Genomic DNA, 15,104 nt, shown 5'->3' on the forward strand with positions numbered 1-15,104 from the left:
CCGGATCACGCACCGGATCACGCAATCCCATCACGCAGCCGCTTCCCGCGGGGCGCCGCCCGTCAGCGAAACGATGAACTCGAAGAACGCCCGCACTTTGGCCGGCGGATGATGCCGCGACGGATAGAGCGCATACAGCGGATAAACCTCGTCGCCCCATTCGGGAAACAACTCGACCAGTTTGCCGCTCGCCAGCAACGGCTCCGCGCCGAGTGACAGAATCTGCGCGACGCCCTGGCCCGCCGTGCAGACACTATGCAAGGTGCCGACGTCGTTGACGGTCAGACGGCCTTGCGGCGTGATCACGAGCTTCTTGCGGCCGCGATGGAACTCCCACGCGAACGGATAGCCCGTAAGCGGATCGCGAAACTTGATGCACACATGCTCGCCGCTTTCGAGTTCCGACGGGTTCGCCGGATGCCCATGCTTCTTCAGATACGACGGTGCGGCGACCGTCAGAATGCGCGTGTCCAGCAGCTTGCGAGCGATCAGCGTCGACACCGGCGGGTCGCCGAAGCGAATCGCGAGGTCGAAGCCGTCGGCGACCATATCGCCCAACTGGTCGCGCGTGATCAGTTCGAGTTGTAGATCGGGGTGCTTATCGACGAAACCACCCAGGCGCGGTCCGAGCACGAGGCGCGAGAAGAACGGGTCCATGTTGACGCGCAGGCGTCCGCGTACGGCGGTCGCGCCTTGCGCGGCCGAAGCCGCCGCTTCTTCGAGGCCGCCCAGCAGCGGCACGATCTGTTCGTAGAAGCGCCGGCCTTCGTCGGTCAGCGTGACCGAGCGCGTGGTGCGGTCGAACAGGCGAATGCCCAGCCGCGCTTCGAGCCGCGCGACCGAACGGCTGACCCCGGACTGCGACATGTCGAGCGCTTCGCCGGCCGCCGCAAAACTGCCGCAATCGACGATCGCCGTGAGCACCCCCATGCCGTTCAGCATGCGCTCGTCAAATGGCATGTGAGATTCCTTTTGTTATGCACCAATGCGTGACATGCTATCGCGAAAATCTGTTTGAATTCACGCGACTGCGTCGGAAGTCGACCCCTGTCAAAGCGAATAAATGATTACGTGTCATGAGTGCAATGACGCTCACGCTATCGCGTCAACCGTGCCACGGCCGTTAATCTAAGCGAACTCGCCCGATGCACGATGGAAGGCGCTTCTCATCATGCGCGGTGCATATTCGAATGGTGTCAACGGAGAACGCATCATGTCGCGTGTTTTTATAACCGGCTCCGCCGATGGTCTTGGTCAGATGGCCGCACGCCTGCTCGTCGAGGCCGGGCATCAGGTCGTGCTGCATGCACGCAGCGCAGCGCGTGCCGACGACGCGTGGCGCGCGGTGCCGCAAGCGCAGGCCGCGCTCGTCGGCGATCTGTCGAGCATCGCGGCCACCCGCGCGCTTGCCGGGCAGGTCAACCGGCTCGGCCGCTTCGACGCGGTGATCCACAACGCGGCGGTCGGCTATCAGGAGCCACGTCGCATCGCCACCGTCGACGGTTTGCCGCATGTGTTCGCGGTCAACACGCTGGCGCCGTACGTGCTGACCGCGCTGATCGACAAGCCGCAGCGGCTCGTCTACTTGAGTTCGGGCCTGCACCGCAGCGGCGACGCGAGCCTCGACGATCTGGCGTGGGAGCGGCGCCCGTGGCAGGGGACTGCCGCGTACTCGGACTCGAAGCTGCACGACGCGCTGCTCGCGTTCGCGATGGCGCGGCGCTGGCCGCAAGTGTTATCGAACGCGTTGGAGCCGGGCTGGGTCGCGACGAAAATGGGCGGCGCAGGCGCACCCGACGATTTGCAGGCGGCGCCGAAAACTCAGGTGTGGCTCGCTGTGAGCGATGAACCGGAGGCCACCGTCAGCGGCGCGTACTTCTATCACATGAAGCCGCACGACACACTCCCGGCGGTGCGCGACGTTGCCGTGCAGGAGCAGTTGATCCAGGCGTGCGAGGGTTTTTCGGGCATCCGGTTGCCGGATTGAAGAGGGCCGTCAGGGCAGCCTGAGAAGCGTGCGCGACCTGGGCGTTCAGGTCCGGGTGGTCGCCAGCGCACGCGCGGTACGTGACCTTCACCGCCCCGCGCTCTGCGCCGCCTGGCCGCGCACCGCGCGCGTGCCGGACGGATCGTCGAGATGACGAAACACCCACGCCGACAGCAGCGTAATCACGCCGACGCACACGAAGCTCAAACGAAACCCGAACTCTGCCGAGCCCCATTGTTCGGAGAACAGATTAACCAGCCCACCGCCGATCGACACACCGAGCCCAATCGCCAGCATCTGCACCATCGAGAAGAGGCTGTTGCCGCTGCCCGCGTCTTCGTGCGAGAGGTCCTTCAGCGTGACGCTGTTCATCGCCGCGAACTGCATCGAGTTGGCCGCGCCGAACACCGCGAGAATCACGATTTCGATCACGAGCGGTGTGCCGCGCGAGATCAGCGAGAAGCCGACGATCGCCGAACCCACGATGATGGTGTTCACGAGCAGGAACGTGTCGTACCCGTAGCGGCGCACGAGCGGGGCGATCCAGCGTTTGGCGAGCGTGCCGGCAAGCGCGGCGGGCAGCATCATCAGGCCGGAGTGCAGCGGCGAATAACCCAGTTGTAATTGCAGCAGCAATGGCACGAGGAAGGGCACGGCGCTCGACCCGACGCGGCACACCAGGTTGCCGATCAGCCCGACGCTGAAGTTCGGCTCGCCGAAGAGCGACAGCTTGAAGAGCGGATCGCGCCGATAGCGCGCGTAGGGAATGTAGGCGAGCGCGCTGGCGACGGCGAGCGCGAACAGCCCCGCCGACCAGACCGCGCGATGCGAGGGAACAGGCGCGTCGATCGCGAGTGAAAACGCGATCATGCACAACGACAGCAGCGCGCAGCCGATGAAGTCGAACGGCGGCGCCTGGGTGGCGTCGTGCGATGGCAGGAAGCGCTGCACTGCGTACAGACCCACCGCGCCGATCGGCACGTTGATCAGGAAAATCCAGTGCCACGTGATCGCCTGCACGAACCAGCCGCCGAGCGTCGGCCCCGCGATCGGCCCGAGCTGGCCGGCAATCGAAATGAACGCGAGCGCCGACACGTACTGCTCGCCCGACACGCTGCGCAACACGGCGAGCCGGCCGATCGGCAGCAGCATCGAGCCGCCGAGCCCTTGCAGCACGCGGGCCAGCACCAACTGACCGAGCGTATGCGCGCTCGCGCAGCAGATCGAGCCGAGCACGAAGATGAGGATCGCCACGAAGTAGACGCGCCGTGTGCCGAAGCGGTCGGCGAGCCAGCCGGAGGCGGGCGTGAGCATCGCCATGGTCAGCGTGTAGGCGACGACGATCGGTTGCATCGCGAGGGGCGCGACGTGCAGGCTGTTGGCGATCGACGGCAACGCGGTGTTGACGATCGTCGTATCGAGCGACTGCATGAAAAAACCGGCGGCGACGATCCAGAGCAGCGCGGTGTGGGCGGAATCCTTGGTCATTTTCTACGGGGCGGGGCGGCCTGAAGGCGCTCGCGCGGGGCATTCGTGGGGGAACTTCGTCATGATATTGGCATCGTCGTCAATCGGGAACCCCACTAGGGACGCTGACTGTGATCGACTTTGCCGATAAGCAGCGAGACAATGCCGCATGCTCAATCCCATCTGGCTCAAAACTTTCGCGACCGTTGCCGCCTGCCATAGCTTCACCGAGGCGGGGCGGCGGCTCGACCTGACGCAGTCCAGCGTCAGCGAACACATCCGGCGGCTCGAAGAGAGCGTGGGCCGGCGCCTGTTCGTGCGCGACACCCATTCGCTTGCGATGACGCCGGACGGCGAGGCGATGCTCGCGCACGCCAGCGTGATCCTGCAGGCGCTCGCGCGGGCCGAATCGCAATTCCGCGCGCCGCGCCTGAAAGGGCGCGTGCGTCTCGGCTCGTCCGACGACGTTGCGCTCGGGCCGCTGCCGACGGTGCTCGCGGCGTTCCGCGACGCGCATCCCGACGTCGAACTGGAGATCACTATCGGCATGACCGGCAAGTTGTACGAGTTGCTAGATGCGGGCTCGATCGATCTGCTGGTCGGCAAACGGCGGCTGGGTGATCGGCGCGGCGTGCCGCTTTTCACCGGGCGGTTGGAGTGGCTCGCGCGTGCCGGCACGCTGGTCGATCTGAGCCAGCCGCTGCCGCTGATTCTGGTCGCCGAGCCGAGCGTGACGCGGGCCGTCGTGCTCGACGCGCTCGCCGAAGCGGGCTTCAGCTGGCAGGTGGTGTGCACGAGCAGCAGCCATTCAGGCTGCATCGCGGCCGCGCGCGGCGGGCTCGGCATCACCGTGCGTCCGCAGTACCTGGCCGCGCGAGGGCTGGCGCCGCCGCTGAACGCGGCCGGTCTGCCGACGCTGCCGTCGGTGGAGTTCATCGCGTTGGCCGCGAAGCGGCTCAGCCGGCCGGCGGGGACGCTGCTGCAACTGCTCCACGAAAGCGATCTGCGCGGGTCGTGGATTGGTGAGTGAGGGCGGCGGGGCTTATGCGCAGACGTGAAAGCGCGTGGTGCGAGGGAGTTGCATCGATAAAGACTCTCACGTTCCGCGCTCTATGCCCTCGCCGGATAATCCCGTTCCGGCCGACCATTCTTCAATCCGGCTCGGGCGGCTCGGGGCAATGGGTCGGCGAGAGGCGAGAGGCGGCGCGGGTTTCGCGAAGCGCGTCTTGCATCACCGTACCAGCGGATTCGATATGCGCCCTCGTCAGGCGCTTCGCAGCGCGCCGGTTGCGCGCGAGCACCGCATCGAGTATTTCCAGATGCTCTGCGAAAGAAATATCCTGGTAGCGCTCTAACTGCCAAACGAGTCGCAGATAACGATCGGTCTTGCGCCAGATCGTTTCCAACGTCTCCATCAGGTGGCTCTTGTCGCTTGCCTGGTAGATAACCCGGTGAAACGCCCAGTTGTCGACCGACCAGTGCTCTATGTCCTTGGCCTTGCTGTCGCGATCGAGTATCGCGCGTGCCGCGGCCTCGTCGTCCGCGCCGAAAAAATCTATTGCAGAGTCTAGTGCGAGCAATTCGAGCACAACCCGCATTTCGGTCAGTTGCGATGCCTCGGCCGTGGTCATCGCCGAAACGAACGCGCCACGGTTCGGCACGATCGTCACGAAACCGCTCGCCTGCAATTGCACAAACGCCTCCCGGACCGGGATGTGACTCGTTCCGAATTCCTTCGCTATCAGATCCTGGCGCAACTGGGTTCCAGGAACCCACGTGCCGTTCGCAATGCGTTCGCGCAGGCGCTCGACCAGCGGCGTCGAAGAAAGCTTGCTATCTGCTGATTTTTTCATTTTAATATATTAAACCAATCTCAGAGGTAGCTATGACGGTATCGCGCTTGAGAGGAATTCCCGGAATCGGGGTCGATCGCGTGGGCGACGCGGCGGACCAATTGTGCGACCCGGACGTTCTAAGGCTCGAAAATCTCGATACCGACCTGCGTCCGCCCGCTGCCGCGCTCGCTCGCACGCACGAGGCAATCGATGATGATGCGGCCAATAGCTATCTTCCATTTACAGGTCTGCGCTCCCTGCGCGAAGCGGCGGCCGCCCGCGTCGGACGCTCCGCCGGCGTTGAATATGACGCAGCAAGTGAATGCATTGTGTCGGCCGGCGGCCTCGCCGGAATATTGAACGTTCTGCTGGCGATCGTCGAACCCGGCGATGAGGTCGTGCTCACCGATCCCACCTACGCCGGCTTGATCAACCGCGTACATCTCGCGGGCGGCATCCCGAGGTTTGCCCGACTGAATGCGGGACCTCAGGGCTGGCGCCTGGATCTCGACAGCCTTGCTGCCGCAATCGGACCTCGAACCAAAGCCTTATTGATTATGTCGCCGTCGATGCCGAGCGGCTTCGTCCTTTCCCGGGACGAGTGGCTGGCAATAGCGGCACATTGCGAGAGCCGCGGTATGTGGCTCGTTTATGACGCTGCAATGGAACGCATATTATTCGACGGCAGAAGTGTCGTTCATCCCGCCAGTTTTCCGGGCATGCGAGATCGGACTATCACGGTCGGTGCCGTTTCAAAGGAGTATCGGATGATCGGCTGGCGCGTCGGATGGATCGTCGGCCCTGAATCGATCATGAACGACGTTCGCCTTGTCAGCCTTTCCAATGTGGTCTGCCAGGTCGGGATTGCGATGGGAGGTGCGAGCGCCGCACTTACCGCAGCCGATGACGGCGTGGCTTCAGCCGTCGCGGAGTGGGAAGGTCGGCGCGACTTTTTGATGGATGCGCTTTCCGACCTGCCGGTAATCCGTCCTCACGGCGGGTGGTCGATGCTGGTCGACACCCGTCGCCTGGGAGTCGAACCGCCCGACGCCTCGCGGCTACTTCTGGAGCACGGCAAGGTTGCAGCTACTCCGATGACAGGTTGGGGGCCTGAGGCGGACCGCTACCTTCGCTTCGTGTTCGCGAATGAGCCCGTCTCACGCTTGCAGGATCTGCGCGAGCGCATCCGTCGTTCGTGGCGCACGTGACGCGAGAACGGGCGGCGGGCCCGGTAATACGGATGTCCGTATCCATTTTTCATTGCCGCGTCTATCGGCGGCGCTTGACGCGGCTTTCATCGATTGGCGTACTCCCGGGCAGGCTTCTTAAGGGATCGAATTCATCTTGTGTAAAAAAACTGTGGCTTCGCTAAGCAGATAAAACACACCTGGAGCAGCGCGTCGTGTGGCGAATACTAAAGAGCCTGTTTCATCGGCGCAGGAGAATCCGCACGTTGCTTGCAATCTGCGCCCAGTAACATAAGCTCCTTTCGGAAGCGTTCCAGCTTCCCTTTTCCGTTGCTGCATGCGGAGGACTTCTCCCAGCCGCGACGATCTCGATGTGATCAACCCCGCGCGCGCGACACCGTACTGCCGATTCTCGACCTGAACGGCTACAAGATCGCCAGTCCGACGATCCTCTCGCGCATCAGTCATCAGCTGCTGGGGGAGCAGGCGGCCCATCCAGCCCCGACGTGAAATACGAGGGCACAGACCATGAGTGATGTTTCCGTAGCAGAGGCGGCTTCCAACGCGAAAGCCGCGTCACTCGACGTGAGCGGCTACGCGTTCCAGCACGACGTGGTGAGGAATCTGATTTGCCGGGAAGGGCGCTATCCGGACATTGCGGGCCCGCACGACTGGTACATGGCGCTCGCCTTCAGCGTGCGCGATCGCATGCTCGCGCGCTGGGTCGCGTCGACGAAAGTCTATGCGGCGAAGGACGTCAAGGTTGCCTGCTATCTGTCGGCGGAGTTCCTGATCGGTCCGCAACTCGGCAACAATCTGCTCAATCTCGGCATGCAGGACGAAGCGCGCGCGGCGATGCACGCGCTCGGCCAGGATCTCGACGTGCTGCTCGCGATCGAGGAAGAGCCCGGTCTCGGCAACGGCGGACTCGGACGCCTTGCCGCGTGCTACATGGATTCGCTTTCGACGCTCGAAATACCGGCGATCGGTTACGGCATCCACTACGAGTTCGGCATCTTCGATCAGGAGATTCGCGACGGCTGGCAGGTGGAGGTGACCGACAAGTGGCTGCAGAACGGCAACCCATGGGAAATCGTGCGGCCGGATGTGAGTCACTACGTCGGCTTCGGCGGATACACGCGACAGCAGACCGACGGTGAAGGCCGTTTGCGCGTGAACTGGATACCGGCGCGGCAAGTGAAGGGCGTCGCCTGCGATCTGCCGGTGCAGGGTTATCGTGTCGATACCTGCAATGTGCTGCGGCTGTGGAAGAGCGAAGCGGTGGAGTCGTTCGACTTTCAGGACTTCAACGCCGGCCAGTACTACGAAGCGGTGCAGGAGAAGGTCGTGTCGGAAACCTTGTCCAAGGTGCTCTATCCGAACGACGAACCTGAAGCGGGCAAGCGCCTGCGGCTCGCGCAGCAGTACTTTTTCGTTTCATGCTCGCTGCAGGACATGCTGCGGCTGATGGAACTGAAGGGCACGTCGATCGACCATTTCGCGGACCTGTTCGCCGCGCAACTTAACGATACGCATCCGTCGATCGCGGTGGCCGAGTTGATGCGTCTGCTGCTCGACGTGCATGGGCTTGCGTGGGACACCGCGTGGGACATCACGCAGCGCACCTTCGCCTATACCAATCACACGCTGTTGCCCGAGGCGCTCGAAACGTGGGGTCTGCCGCTGTTTCAAAGTCTGCTGCCGCGACCGCTCGAAATCATCTACGAAATCAACCGCCGCTTTCTCGACGACGTGCGGCGCGATTTTCCTGGCGACGACGCGCGCGTGACTCGCATGTCGCTGATCGATGAACGCGGCGACAAGAAAGTGCGCATGGCACATCTGGCCACGGTTGGCAGTCATGCGGTCAACGGCGTGGCTGCGTTGCATTCGGAACTGCTACGCCAGACCGTACTGCACGATTTCGCCGAGATATTTCCGCAGCGCTTTCTCAACGTCACGAACGGCGTGACGCCGCGCCGCTTCCTGATGTTGAGCAACCCTGGTCTCACGCGTCTTCTCGATCAAACGATCGGCCACGAATGGAGCACCGATCTCACGCGGCTCGACGCACTTGCCGCGCACGCCGACGATGCCGGCTTTCATGACGCGTGGCGCGCGATCCGGCACGACAACAAGGCCGCACTCGCGGTGCGGATCGCGAGCGCAACGGGCATCGACGTCGATCCGAACACGCTGTTCGACATTCAGGTCAAGCGCATTCACGAGTACAAACGCCAGCATCTGAACGCGCTGTACATCATTAGCCTGTATCACCAGCTATGCCGCAATCCCGCGCTCGATATCGCGCCGCGCTGCTTCATCTTCGGCGGCAAAGCCGCGCCGGGCTACGCGATGGCCAAGCTGATGATCCGCCTGATCACCGGCATCGCGGAGGTCGTCAATCATGATCCGGTGACCGACGGCCGGCTGAGAGTGGTCTTCTATCCGGACTTCAACGTGAAGAACGGACATTGGATCTATCCCGCCGCGGACCTGTCCGAACAGATTTCGACAGCGGGCAAGGAAGCATCGGGCACGGGCAACATGAAGTTCATGATGAACGGCGCGGTGACGATCGGCACGCTCGACGGCGCGAACGTGGAGATCCGCGAAGAGGCGGGCGGCGACAATTTCTTCCTGTTCGGCCTGAGCGCGCAGCAGGTCGAGGAGGTCAAGCGCAACGGCTATCGTCCGTCCGATTATGTGCAGTCCAACGACGACTTGCGCGAAGCGTTCACGCAGATTGCGCAAGGGCGCTTCTCGCGCGGCGACCGGGACGTATTCAGGCCGCTCGTCGACAATCTGCTGCATGCGGACCCGTTCCTCGTGCTGGCCGATTTCGCGGATTACGCCGCGTGTCAGCAGCGCGTGAGCGACGCGTGGCGCGACGCGCGCAGCTGGACGCGAATGTCGATCATGAACACGGCGCGCTCGGGCAAGTTCTCGTCGGATCGCGCGATCGGCGAGTATTGCGAGCACATCTGGAACGCGCGTGCGGTGAGGATCGACCTTGCTCAGTCCTAACGTCGAAACCACGCGCAGTTATCAGGCGCGGCCCGGTTCGCGATTTCCGCTTGGAGCGTCGGTCGCGCCGGACGGCGTCAACTTCTGCATTTTTTGCCGGCACGCGACTCACCTCGAACTGCTGCTTTACGCGTCTGCGGATAGCATCGAGCCGTTTCAGATCATCGGACTCACGCCCGAAACGAACCGCACGTTCTATTTCTGGCACGTGTTGATCGAAGATCTGCCGGTAGCGTGCTGCTACACATGGCGCGCCTACGGCGATCATGGCGTGCCGCTGCTCGACGACGAAGCGAGCAGCCGTCACGAGTTGCTCGATCCCGCCGCGCGTGCGGTCAGCGATCGCCTCTGGCAACGCAGGCCCGCCGCCGGTGGGCACGAGCCCGGGCATGCGTCCTTTAGAGCCATCGTCACCGAACCGCTGGGCGAACGCGAAGACGTGGCCGTGCGCACGCTCGACGACGCGGTTATCTACGAACTGCATGTCGGCGGCTTCACGCGCGATCCATCGAGCGGCGTTCGACATCCCGGCACGTTCGCGGGGCTGATCGAGAAGATCCCTTATCTTAAGGCGCTGGGCATCACGCACGTCGAGCTGCTCCCGGTGATGGCCTTCGACGAGCAGGACGTGCCTGCAGCGGCCGCCGCCAAAGGGCTCGTCAATTACTGGGGCTATAGCACGCACAGCTTCTATAGTCCGCATCCGCGCTATTGCGTCGAGCCGGAGCAGGCACCGCAGGAGTTCCGTGCGCTGATCGACGCGATGCACGCGGCCGGCATCCGCGTGCTGCTCGACGTGGTGTTCAATCACACCGCGGAAGCGGGCCTGAGCGGTCCCGTGATCAATTTCAAGGTCCTCGCCAACGACGTCTTCTATCACTTCGATCCGGCGGACGGCGGGCGTTATCTCGACTACACCGGCTGCGGCAATACGGTCAACTGCAATCATCCGCTGGTGTCGGCGTTCATCCTGCATTGCCTCGAGTACTGGGTGGAGGAACTCGGGGTGGACGGCTTTCGCTTTGATCTGGCGAGCGTCTTCACGCGTGGCGAGGGCGGTGCGTTGCTGCCTACGCCGCCGTTGCCGTGGGCGATGGAAGCGTCGCCCGTGCTCGCGCGCGTGCCGCTGATCGCGGAGGCGTGGGACGCGGCGGGCCTGTATCACGTCGGCGCGTTTCCGGGCATGGCGTGGGCCGAATGGAACGGCCGCTACCGCGATGTGATCCGGCGCTTCGTGCGCGGCGATCCGGGACTGATCGGCCCGATGTGCACGTGCCTCGCGGGAAGTGCGGACCTCTATGAAGCGGACGGCAGACTGCCCGTGAACAGCATCAATTTCGTGACCTCTCACGACGGCTTCACGCTGCGCGATCTCGTCAGCTACGACGCGAAGCGCAACGACGCGAACGGCGACGACAACCGCGACGGCAGCAACGACAACCTGTCGTGGAACTGCGGTGCCGAAGGCGACACGGACGATCCGTCTACCACCGGGCTGCGTTTGCGGCAGGCGCGCAACTTCATCGCGATCCTGCTGCTAAGCCAGGGCGTGCCGATGCTCCTCGCCGGCGACGAAATCCTGCGCACCCAGCGCGGCAACAACAACGCGTACTGCCAGGACAACGCGCTTTCATGGATGGATTGGCGTTTCTCCGATGGCGCGCTCGACATGCTGCGTTTCGTGCGCGAGATGATTGCGCTTCGCAGGCGTCACCCGAGCCTGCGCCGTCGCCGGTTCCTTACGGGGCGCGCCGGACACGGGCAAACGCATCCCGATATCGCCTGGCACGGCGAACGGCTCGGCGCTCCCACCTGGGGCGACCCAGGCGCCCGGCTGGTGGCGTTCACGCTCGCGGGACATGCGGCGGGTGCGCCCATGTTGCACGTCGTCCTCAACATGAACGGGGAGGCGCGCGATGCAGAGCTTCCGGCCCTCGACGACGCGAACTGGCGGCGGCTGGTCGATACGGCAGCGCAGCCGCCGGGGGACATCGTTTCGACGGTGGAAGCAGCCCGCGTCGAACACGGCGCCTGCCGTGTAGAAGCGCGCAGTGTCGTGGTGCTCGAATCGCGATGAATGCAGGTAATCAGGCTGGACGGTGCCCGGTAAAGCGACTTTAATGTTTAGGTACTGCCGGGTTGCTTTGTCGATCATCAGGGGGCGGCATGGATGCAGTCAGGACCTTCGTCGAAAGTCAGCCGCTGCTCGCGCTCTTTTTGACCATTGCGGTCGGCTACCTGATCGGCGAAATCAATGTGAAGGGCGTGGCGCTGGGCTCCGGGGCCGTGCTTTTCGTTGGACTGGCGGTCGGCGCGTTCGCGCCGAAATCTACGCCGCCCGCGTTGCTGGGCACGCTCGGTTTGTTGATGTTTCTTTATGGCATCGGCATTCAGTATGGCGCGCAGTTCTTCCGCGGGCTCACGAGCCGCGAGGGCATGAAGGCCAACGCAGCCGCGTGTCTCGGCGTGATCGTGTCGGGTCTCGTAGCGTGCGGCTTCATCCATTTCGGCGCTACGCTCGCTGATGCTCTCGGCATGTTCGCGGGCAGCGGCACCAGCACGGCGAGCCTGCAGGTTGCCATCGCATCGATGAAGAGCAGCGATGCCGCCGTGGCCTACAGTGTTGCCTATCCATTCGGCGTGGCCGGGCCGATTCTCTTCATCTACGCGCTCAAGCTGGCCCTGAAAATCGACATACGCAAGCCGCCTGCGAAGTTGCTGGAGACCGCGGAAATCGCGCTGCGCAATGCCAGTCTCTTCGGTCTCAGGGTGTCGGAGCTTTTGGCCCGCCTGCCTGCCGGTGTGGCAATCGCGGCCGCGCGGCGCGCGCATCACAACCAGTTCGTCACCGACGATTTTATTCTGCGTGCTGACGACGTTCTCCTCGTCACCGCCACCGACCCCCGCGTGCTCGTCGAAGCAACCGCGCTATGCGGCGAGCTGCAGCCTGGGCGCATGACGAGTCATCGGGAAGATCTGGACTATATGCGCGTATTCGCATCGAATCCGGCGGTCGTGGGCATGGCGCTCGGCAGTCTGCGCTACCCGAACGGCGTGAGCTGCGCGGTCGCGCATGTGCGGCGCGGCGATACCGATCTTCTGTCCAGTCCAGAGCTCATTCTCGAAGCGGGCGACCGGGTCGGCCTGCTCGTCAATCGCGCGCATCAGGCGAGCGTGCGCGCGTTCTTCGGCGATTCGATCAAGAGCACGGCCGACCTCAGTTTCATCTGCCTGGGCATAGGCGCGGCCGCGGGCCTGCTGGTCGGCGCGATCCCGTTGCGCTTTCCAGGTCTCGGCGCGTTCAGCCTGGGTCTCGCGGCGTTGCTGCTGGTTGCGCTGTGTCTCGGCAAGGTGCGTCGCAGCGGTCCGTTCGTGTGGGTGATGCCGCTGTCGGCCAATCTCGTGCTGCGCAATCTCGGACTGACGATTTTCCTCGCGCAGGTGGGCATCGCTTGCGGACCCAAGTTCGTCGCGACCGTGGGCACCGCCGGGCCGCTGCTGCTGCTGTATGGCGCGATCACGCTGCTGGTGCTGGTCGGCGTGACGGCAATCTGCTGTCTGTGGATCTTCAAGCTGTCGTTCGACACGTCGATCGGCGTGATCTGCGGCGCAACCGGCAACCCGGCGATTCTTGCGTTTGCCAACCGCGTCGCGCCGACGGATCAGCCCGACATCATGTACGCGATGATTTTTCCGTCGATGACGATCGTCAAGGTGCTTTTCGTGCAGATCGCCATCGCGATCGCAGCCGGCTAGACGTGTGCGCGCCGCAGGCGAACGAAATTCGAATTACGGATTCCGAAGGAGTTCATCATGGAAGTGGCGATATTCAGTTCGACGCGCTATGAACGCCGGTATCTCGACGAGGCCAACAGGAGCGGCGAGCACAAGTTGCATTACTTCGACGTTTTGCTGGAGATGGACACCGTCGGTCTTGCCGCCGGCTACGGCGCCGTCTGCATCTTCGTCAACGACAAGGCGGACGCGCAAGTACTGGACGCGCTGCATAAGGGTGGCACGCGTCTGCTCGCGTTGCGCTGCACGGGCTTCAACAACGTCGATTTCGAAGCGGCCACCAGGCTCGGCATGAAGGTGGTGCGCGTCGTGACGTATTCGCCGAACTCCGTGGCCGAGCACGCGGTAGCACTGCTGCTCGCAATCAATCGCAAGGTGCACCGTGCCTACAATCGCACCCGCGATTCGAACTTTTCGCTCGACGGTCTGACCGGTTTCGACCTTTGCGGCAAGACGGTCGCGGTGGTCGGAACGGGCAAGATTGGCTGCGTGTTCGCGAAGATCATGCTCGGCTTCGGCTGCAACGTGATCGGCTTCGATCCGCAACCGTCGGCGGAATTCGAGGCGCTCGGTCTGAGCTATGCCAGGTCGGGCGAGATTGGGGAGAAAGCCGACATCATCTCGCTGCATTGTCCGCTCATCCCCGCGACATACCACGTCATCAATTCGGACACGCTCAAACGCGCGAGGCCCGGCGCGATACTGATCAACACGAGCCGCGGCGGACTGCTCGATACGGAGGCCGCGATCGACGCATTGAAGACCGGGCAGCTCGGCGGGCTTGGAATCGATGTGTACGAACAGGAGGCCAATCTATTTTTTCGCGATCTCTCCAGCGAGATCGTCACCGATGACGTCTTTCAACGCCTCGTGTCGTTTCCGAATGTCATCGTCACCGGACATCAGGCCTATCTGACGCACGAGGCATTGACGACCATCTGCGAGACCACGCTCGAAAGCGTCTCTGCGTTCGAAAAGAATCAGCCGTTGCTGAACGAGGTGACGGTCGGATAGAGCGTGTGCCAACAGCGTGTGCAAGCGCGCGCTGGAACGGGCGTGGGAACGCGCGTGGCGCACTGCGCAGCGTTATCACCCCTTCGGGTAGCGATGGCCGGAGTAATGTTTGTTTGTTCTAAAACGTGGCCGCCAAAGTTCACTCACCAGTCACCTCGATTCTGGAGAAACTCATGACAGATATCGCACTTGCACGCAAAGATGCCTGCCTCGCAGTGGTTCAGGCGGTATTGACGGACCTGATCGACGACAGCAATCTGATCGATGCGGCTCTACGTGTTGCGGATTACCTGGCAGACGATCTTGAAGGCAAGATCACCGAGACCGACGCCGTACTGCTTGCTGTCGAGGCACTCACCAAAGTCAATCGCGCGATTCGCGAGTGGTCCGACGTGGATGGCAATGCGATGGACGCGATGAGGGTCGCGGACTATGTCCTCGATGAACAGATAAACGGGTACGACTGCGCAACCAATGCACATGAAACGACTTCGTCCGCGGCAAGAATTCAGGCACGAGCGGCCGCAGTGATTCGGCCAACGGGATCGTCGGCGCGGCCTGTTCACCACTGATCGCCGGCTGCAGGCTTGGCCCCCTTGCACGTGCGATAAGGATCTGGCGGCATAGAGACAACGGACGGCGCCGCAATCCTTCGAATACCCGACACGCGGACGGTCTCTACGCCATCCCGAGGTTCGACTGATCGTCGTCGTTCTCCCTCTGACATTGCTCTCTGCATGCTCCCTGCATGCCTGTTGCGCGTTTGCCGCACCAACCCGGATTTATTTTTTC

11 protein-coding genes and 1 pseudogene are annotated in these 15,104 nt (G+C 63.2%); 9 read left to right on the forward strand and 3 right to left on the reverse strand.

The features are described 5' to 3' along the window. Positions 1–30 precede the first annotated feature (30 nt). A complete protein-coding gene (locus tag BGI01S_RS06210; protein ID WP_042323330.1) occupies positions 31–960 on the reverse strand; it encodes a LysR family transcriptional regulator in 930 nt (309 codons plus the stop codon). Between the two features lie 253 nt (positions 961–1,213). On the opposite strand from BGI01S_RS06210, the gene BGI01S_RS06215 reads away from it, so the two are divergent. After that, positions 1,214–1,987, forward strand: coding sequence for an SDR family NAD(P)-dependent oxidoreductase (locus tag BGI01S_RS06215; RefSeq protein ID WP_042324452.1), 774 nt, complete (start codon positions 1,214–1,216; stop codon positions 1,985–1,987). An 87-nt stretch (positions 1,988–2,074) separates the two neighbouring features. On the opposite strand, the gene BGI01S_RS06220 is transcribed toward BGI01S_RS06215, so the two are convergent. Continuing rightward, complete coding sequence (locus BGI01S_RS06220; protein WP_042323332.1) at positions 2,075–3,475, reverse strand: DHA2 family efflux MFS transporter permease subunit; 1,401 nt, start codon at positions 3,473–3,475, stop codon at positions 2,075–2,077. Positions 3,476–3,623: 148 nt separating this feature from the next. On the opposite strand from BGI01S_RS06220, the gene BGI01S_RS06225 reads away from it, so the two are divergent. Then, a complete protein-coding gene (locus BGI01S_RS06225; protein ID WP_042323334.1) occupies positions 3,624–4,484 on the forward strand; it encodes a LysR family transcriptional regulator in 861 nt (286 codons plus the stop codon). Between the two features lie 121 nt (positions 4,485–4,605). Here BGI01S_RS06225 and BGI01S_RS06230 read toward each other — a convergent pair whose 3' ends face one another. After that, the gene (locus tag BGI01S_RS06230) at positions 4,606–5,307 is read right to left on the reverse strand and encodes a GntR family transcriptional regulator (protein WP_052400427.1); all 702 of its coding nucleotides are present in this window, start codon (positions 5,305–5,307) and stop codon (positions 4,606–4,608) included. Positions 5,308–5,339: 32 nt separating this feature from the next. Between BGI01S_RS06230 and BGI01S_RS06235 the strand changes: the two genes are divergently transcribed. The 7 genes and pseudogenes from BGI01S_RS06235 (at position 5,340) to BGI01S_RS06260 (ending at position 14,884) form a co-directional block, all read left to right on the forward strand. Next, a complete protein-coding gene (locus BGI01S_RS06235; protein WP_042323336.1) occupies positions 5,340–6,497 on the forward strand; it encodes a pyridoxal phosphate-dependent aminotransferase in 1,158 nt (385 codons plus the stop codon). A 366-nt stretch (positions 6,498–6,863) separates the two neighbouring features. Continuing rightward, positions 6,864–6,953 (forward strand): annotated as a pseudogene (locus BGI01S_RS31370) (phosphoketolase family protein); the annotation flags it as partial. A gap of 51 nt (positions 6,954–7,004) precedes the next feature. Beyond that, entirely contained in the window at positions 7,005–9,503 is a 2,499-nt protein-coding gene (locus BGI01S_RS06240; protein WP_042323337.1) for a glycogen/starch/alpha-glucan phosphorylase, read from the forward strand. Next, complete coding sequence (locus BGI01S_RS06245) at positions 9,490–11,580, forward strand: glycogen debranching protein (RefSeq protein ID WP_042323340.1); 2,091 nt, start codon at positions 9,490–9,492, stop codon at positions 11,578–11,580. The genes BGI01S_RS06240 and BGI01S_RS06245 overlap by 14 nt, the downstream gene beginning before the upstream one ends. A gap of 89 nt (positions 11,581–11,669) precedes the next feature. Beyond that, positions 11,670–13,259 carry an aspartate:alanine exchanger family transporter gene (locus BGI01S_RS06250; protein WP_042323341.1) on the forward strand — a complete coding sequence of 530 codons (1,590 nt, stop codon included), beginning with the start codon at positions 11,670–11,672 and terminating at the stop codon, positions 13,257–13,259. A 57-nt stretch (positions 13,260–13,316) separates the two neighbouring features. Further along, a complete protein-coding gene (locus BGI01S_RS06255; protein ID WP_042323343.1) occupies positions 13,317–14,312 on the forward strand; it encodes a 2-hydroxyacid dehydrogenase in 996 nt (331 codons plus the stop codon). A gap of 173 nt (positions 14,313–14,485) precedes the next feature. Then, a complete protein-coding gene (locus BGI01S_RS06260; protein ID WP_042323345.1) occupies positions 14,486–14,884 on the forward strand; it encodes a hypothetical protein in 399 nt (132 codons plus the stop codon). Positions 14,885–15,104: the final 220 nt, after the last annotated feature.

Origin of the sequence: Paraburkholderia ginsengisoli NBRC 100965, from assembly GCF_000739735.1 — a bacterium.
Lineage (GTDB): Bacteria > Pseudomonadota > Gammaproteobacteria > Burkholderiales > Burkholderiaceae > Paraburkholderia > Paraburkholderia ginsengisoli.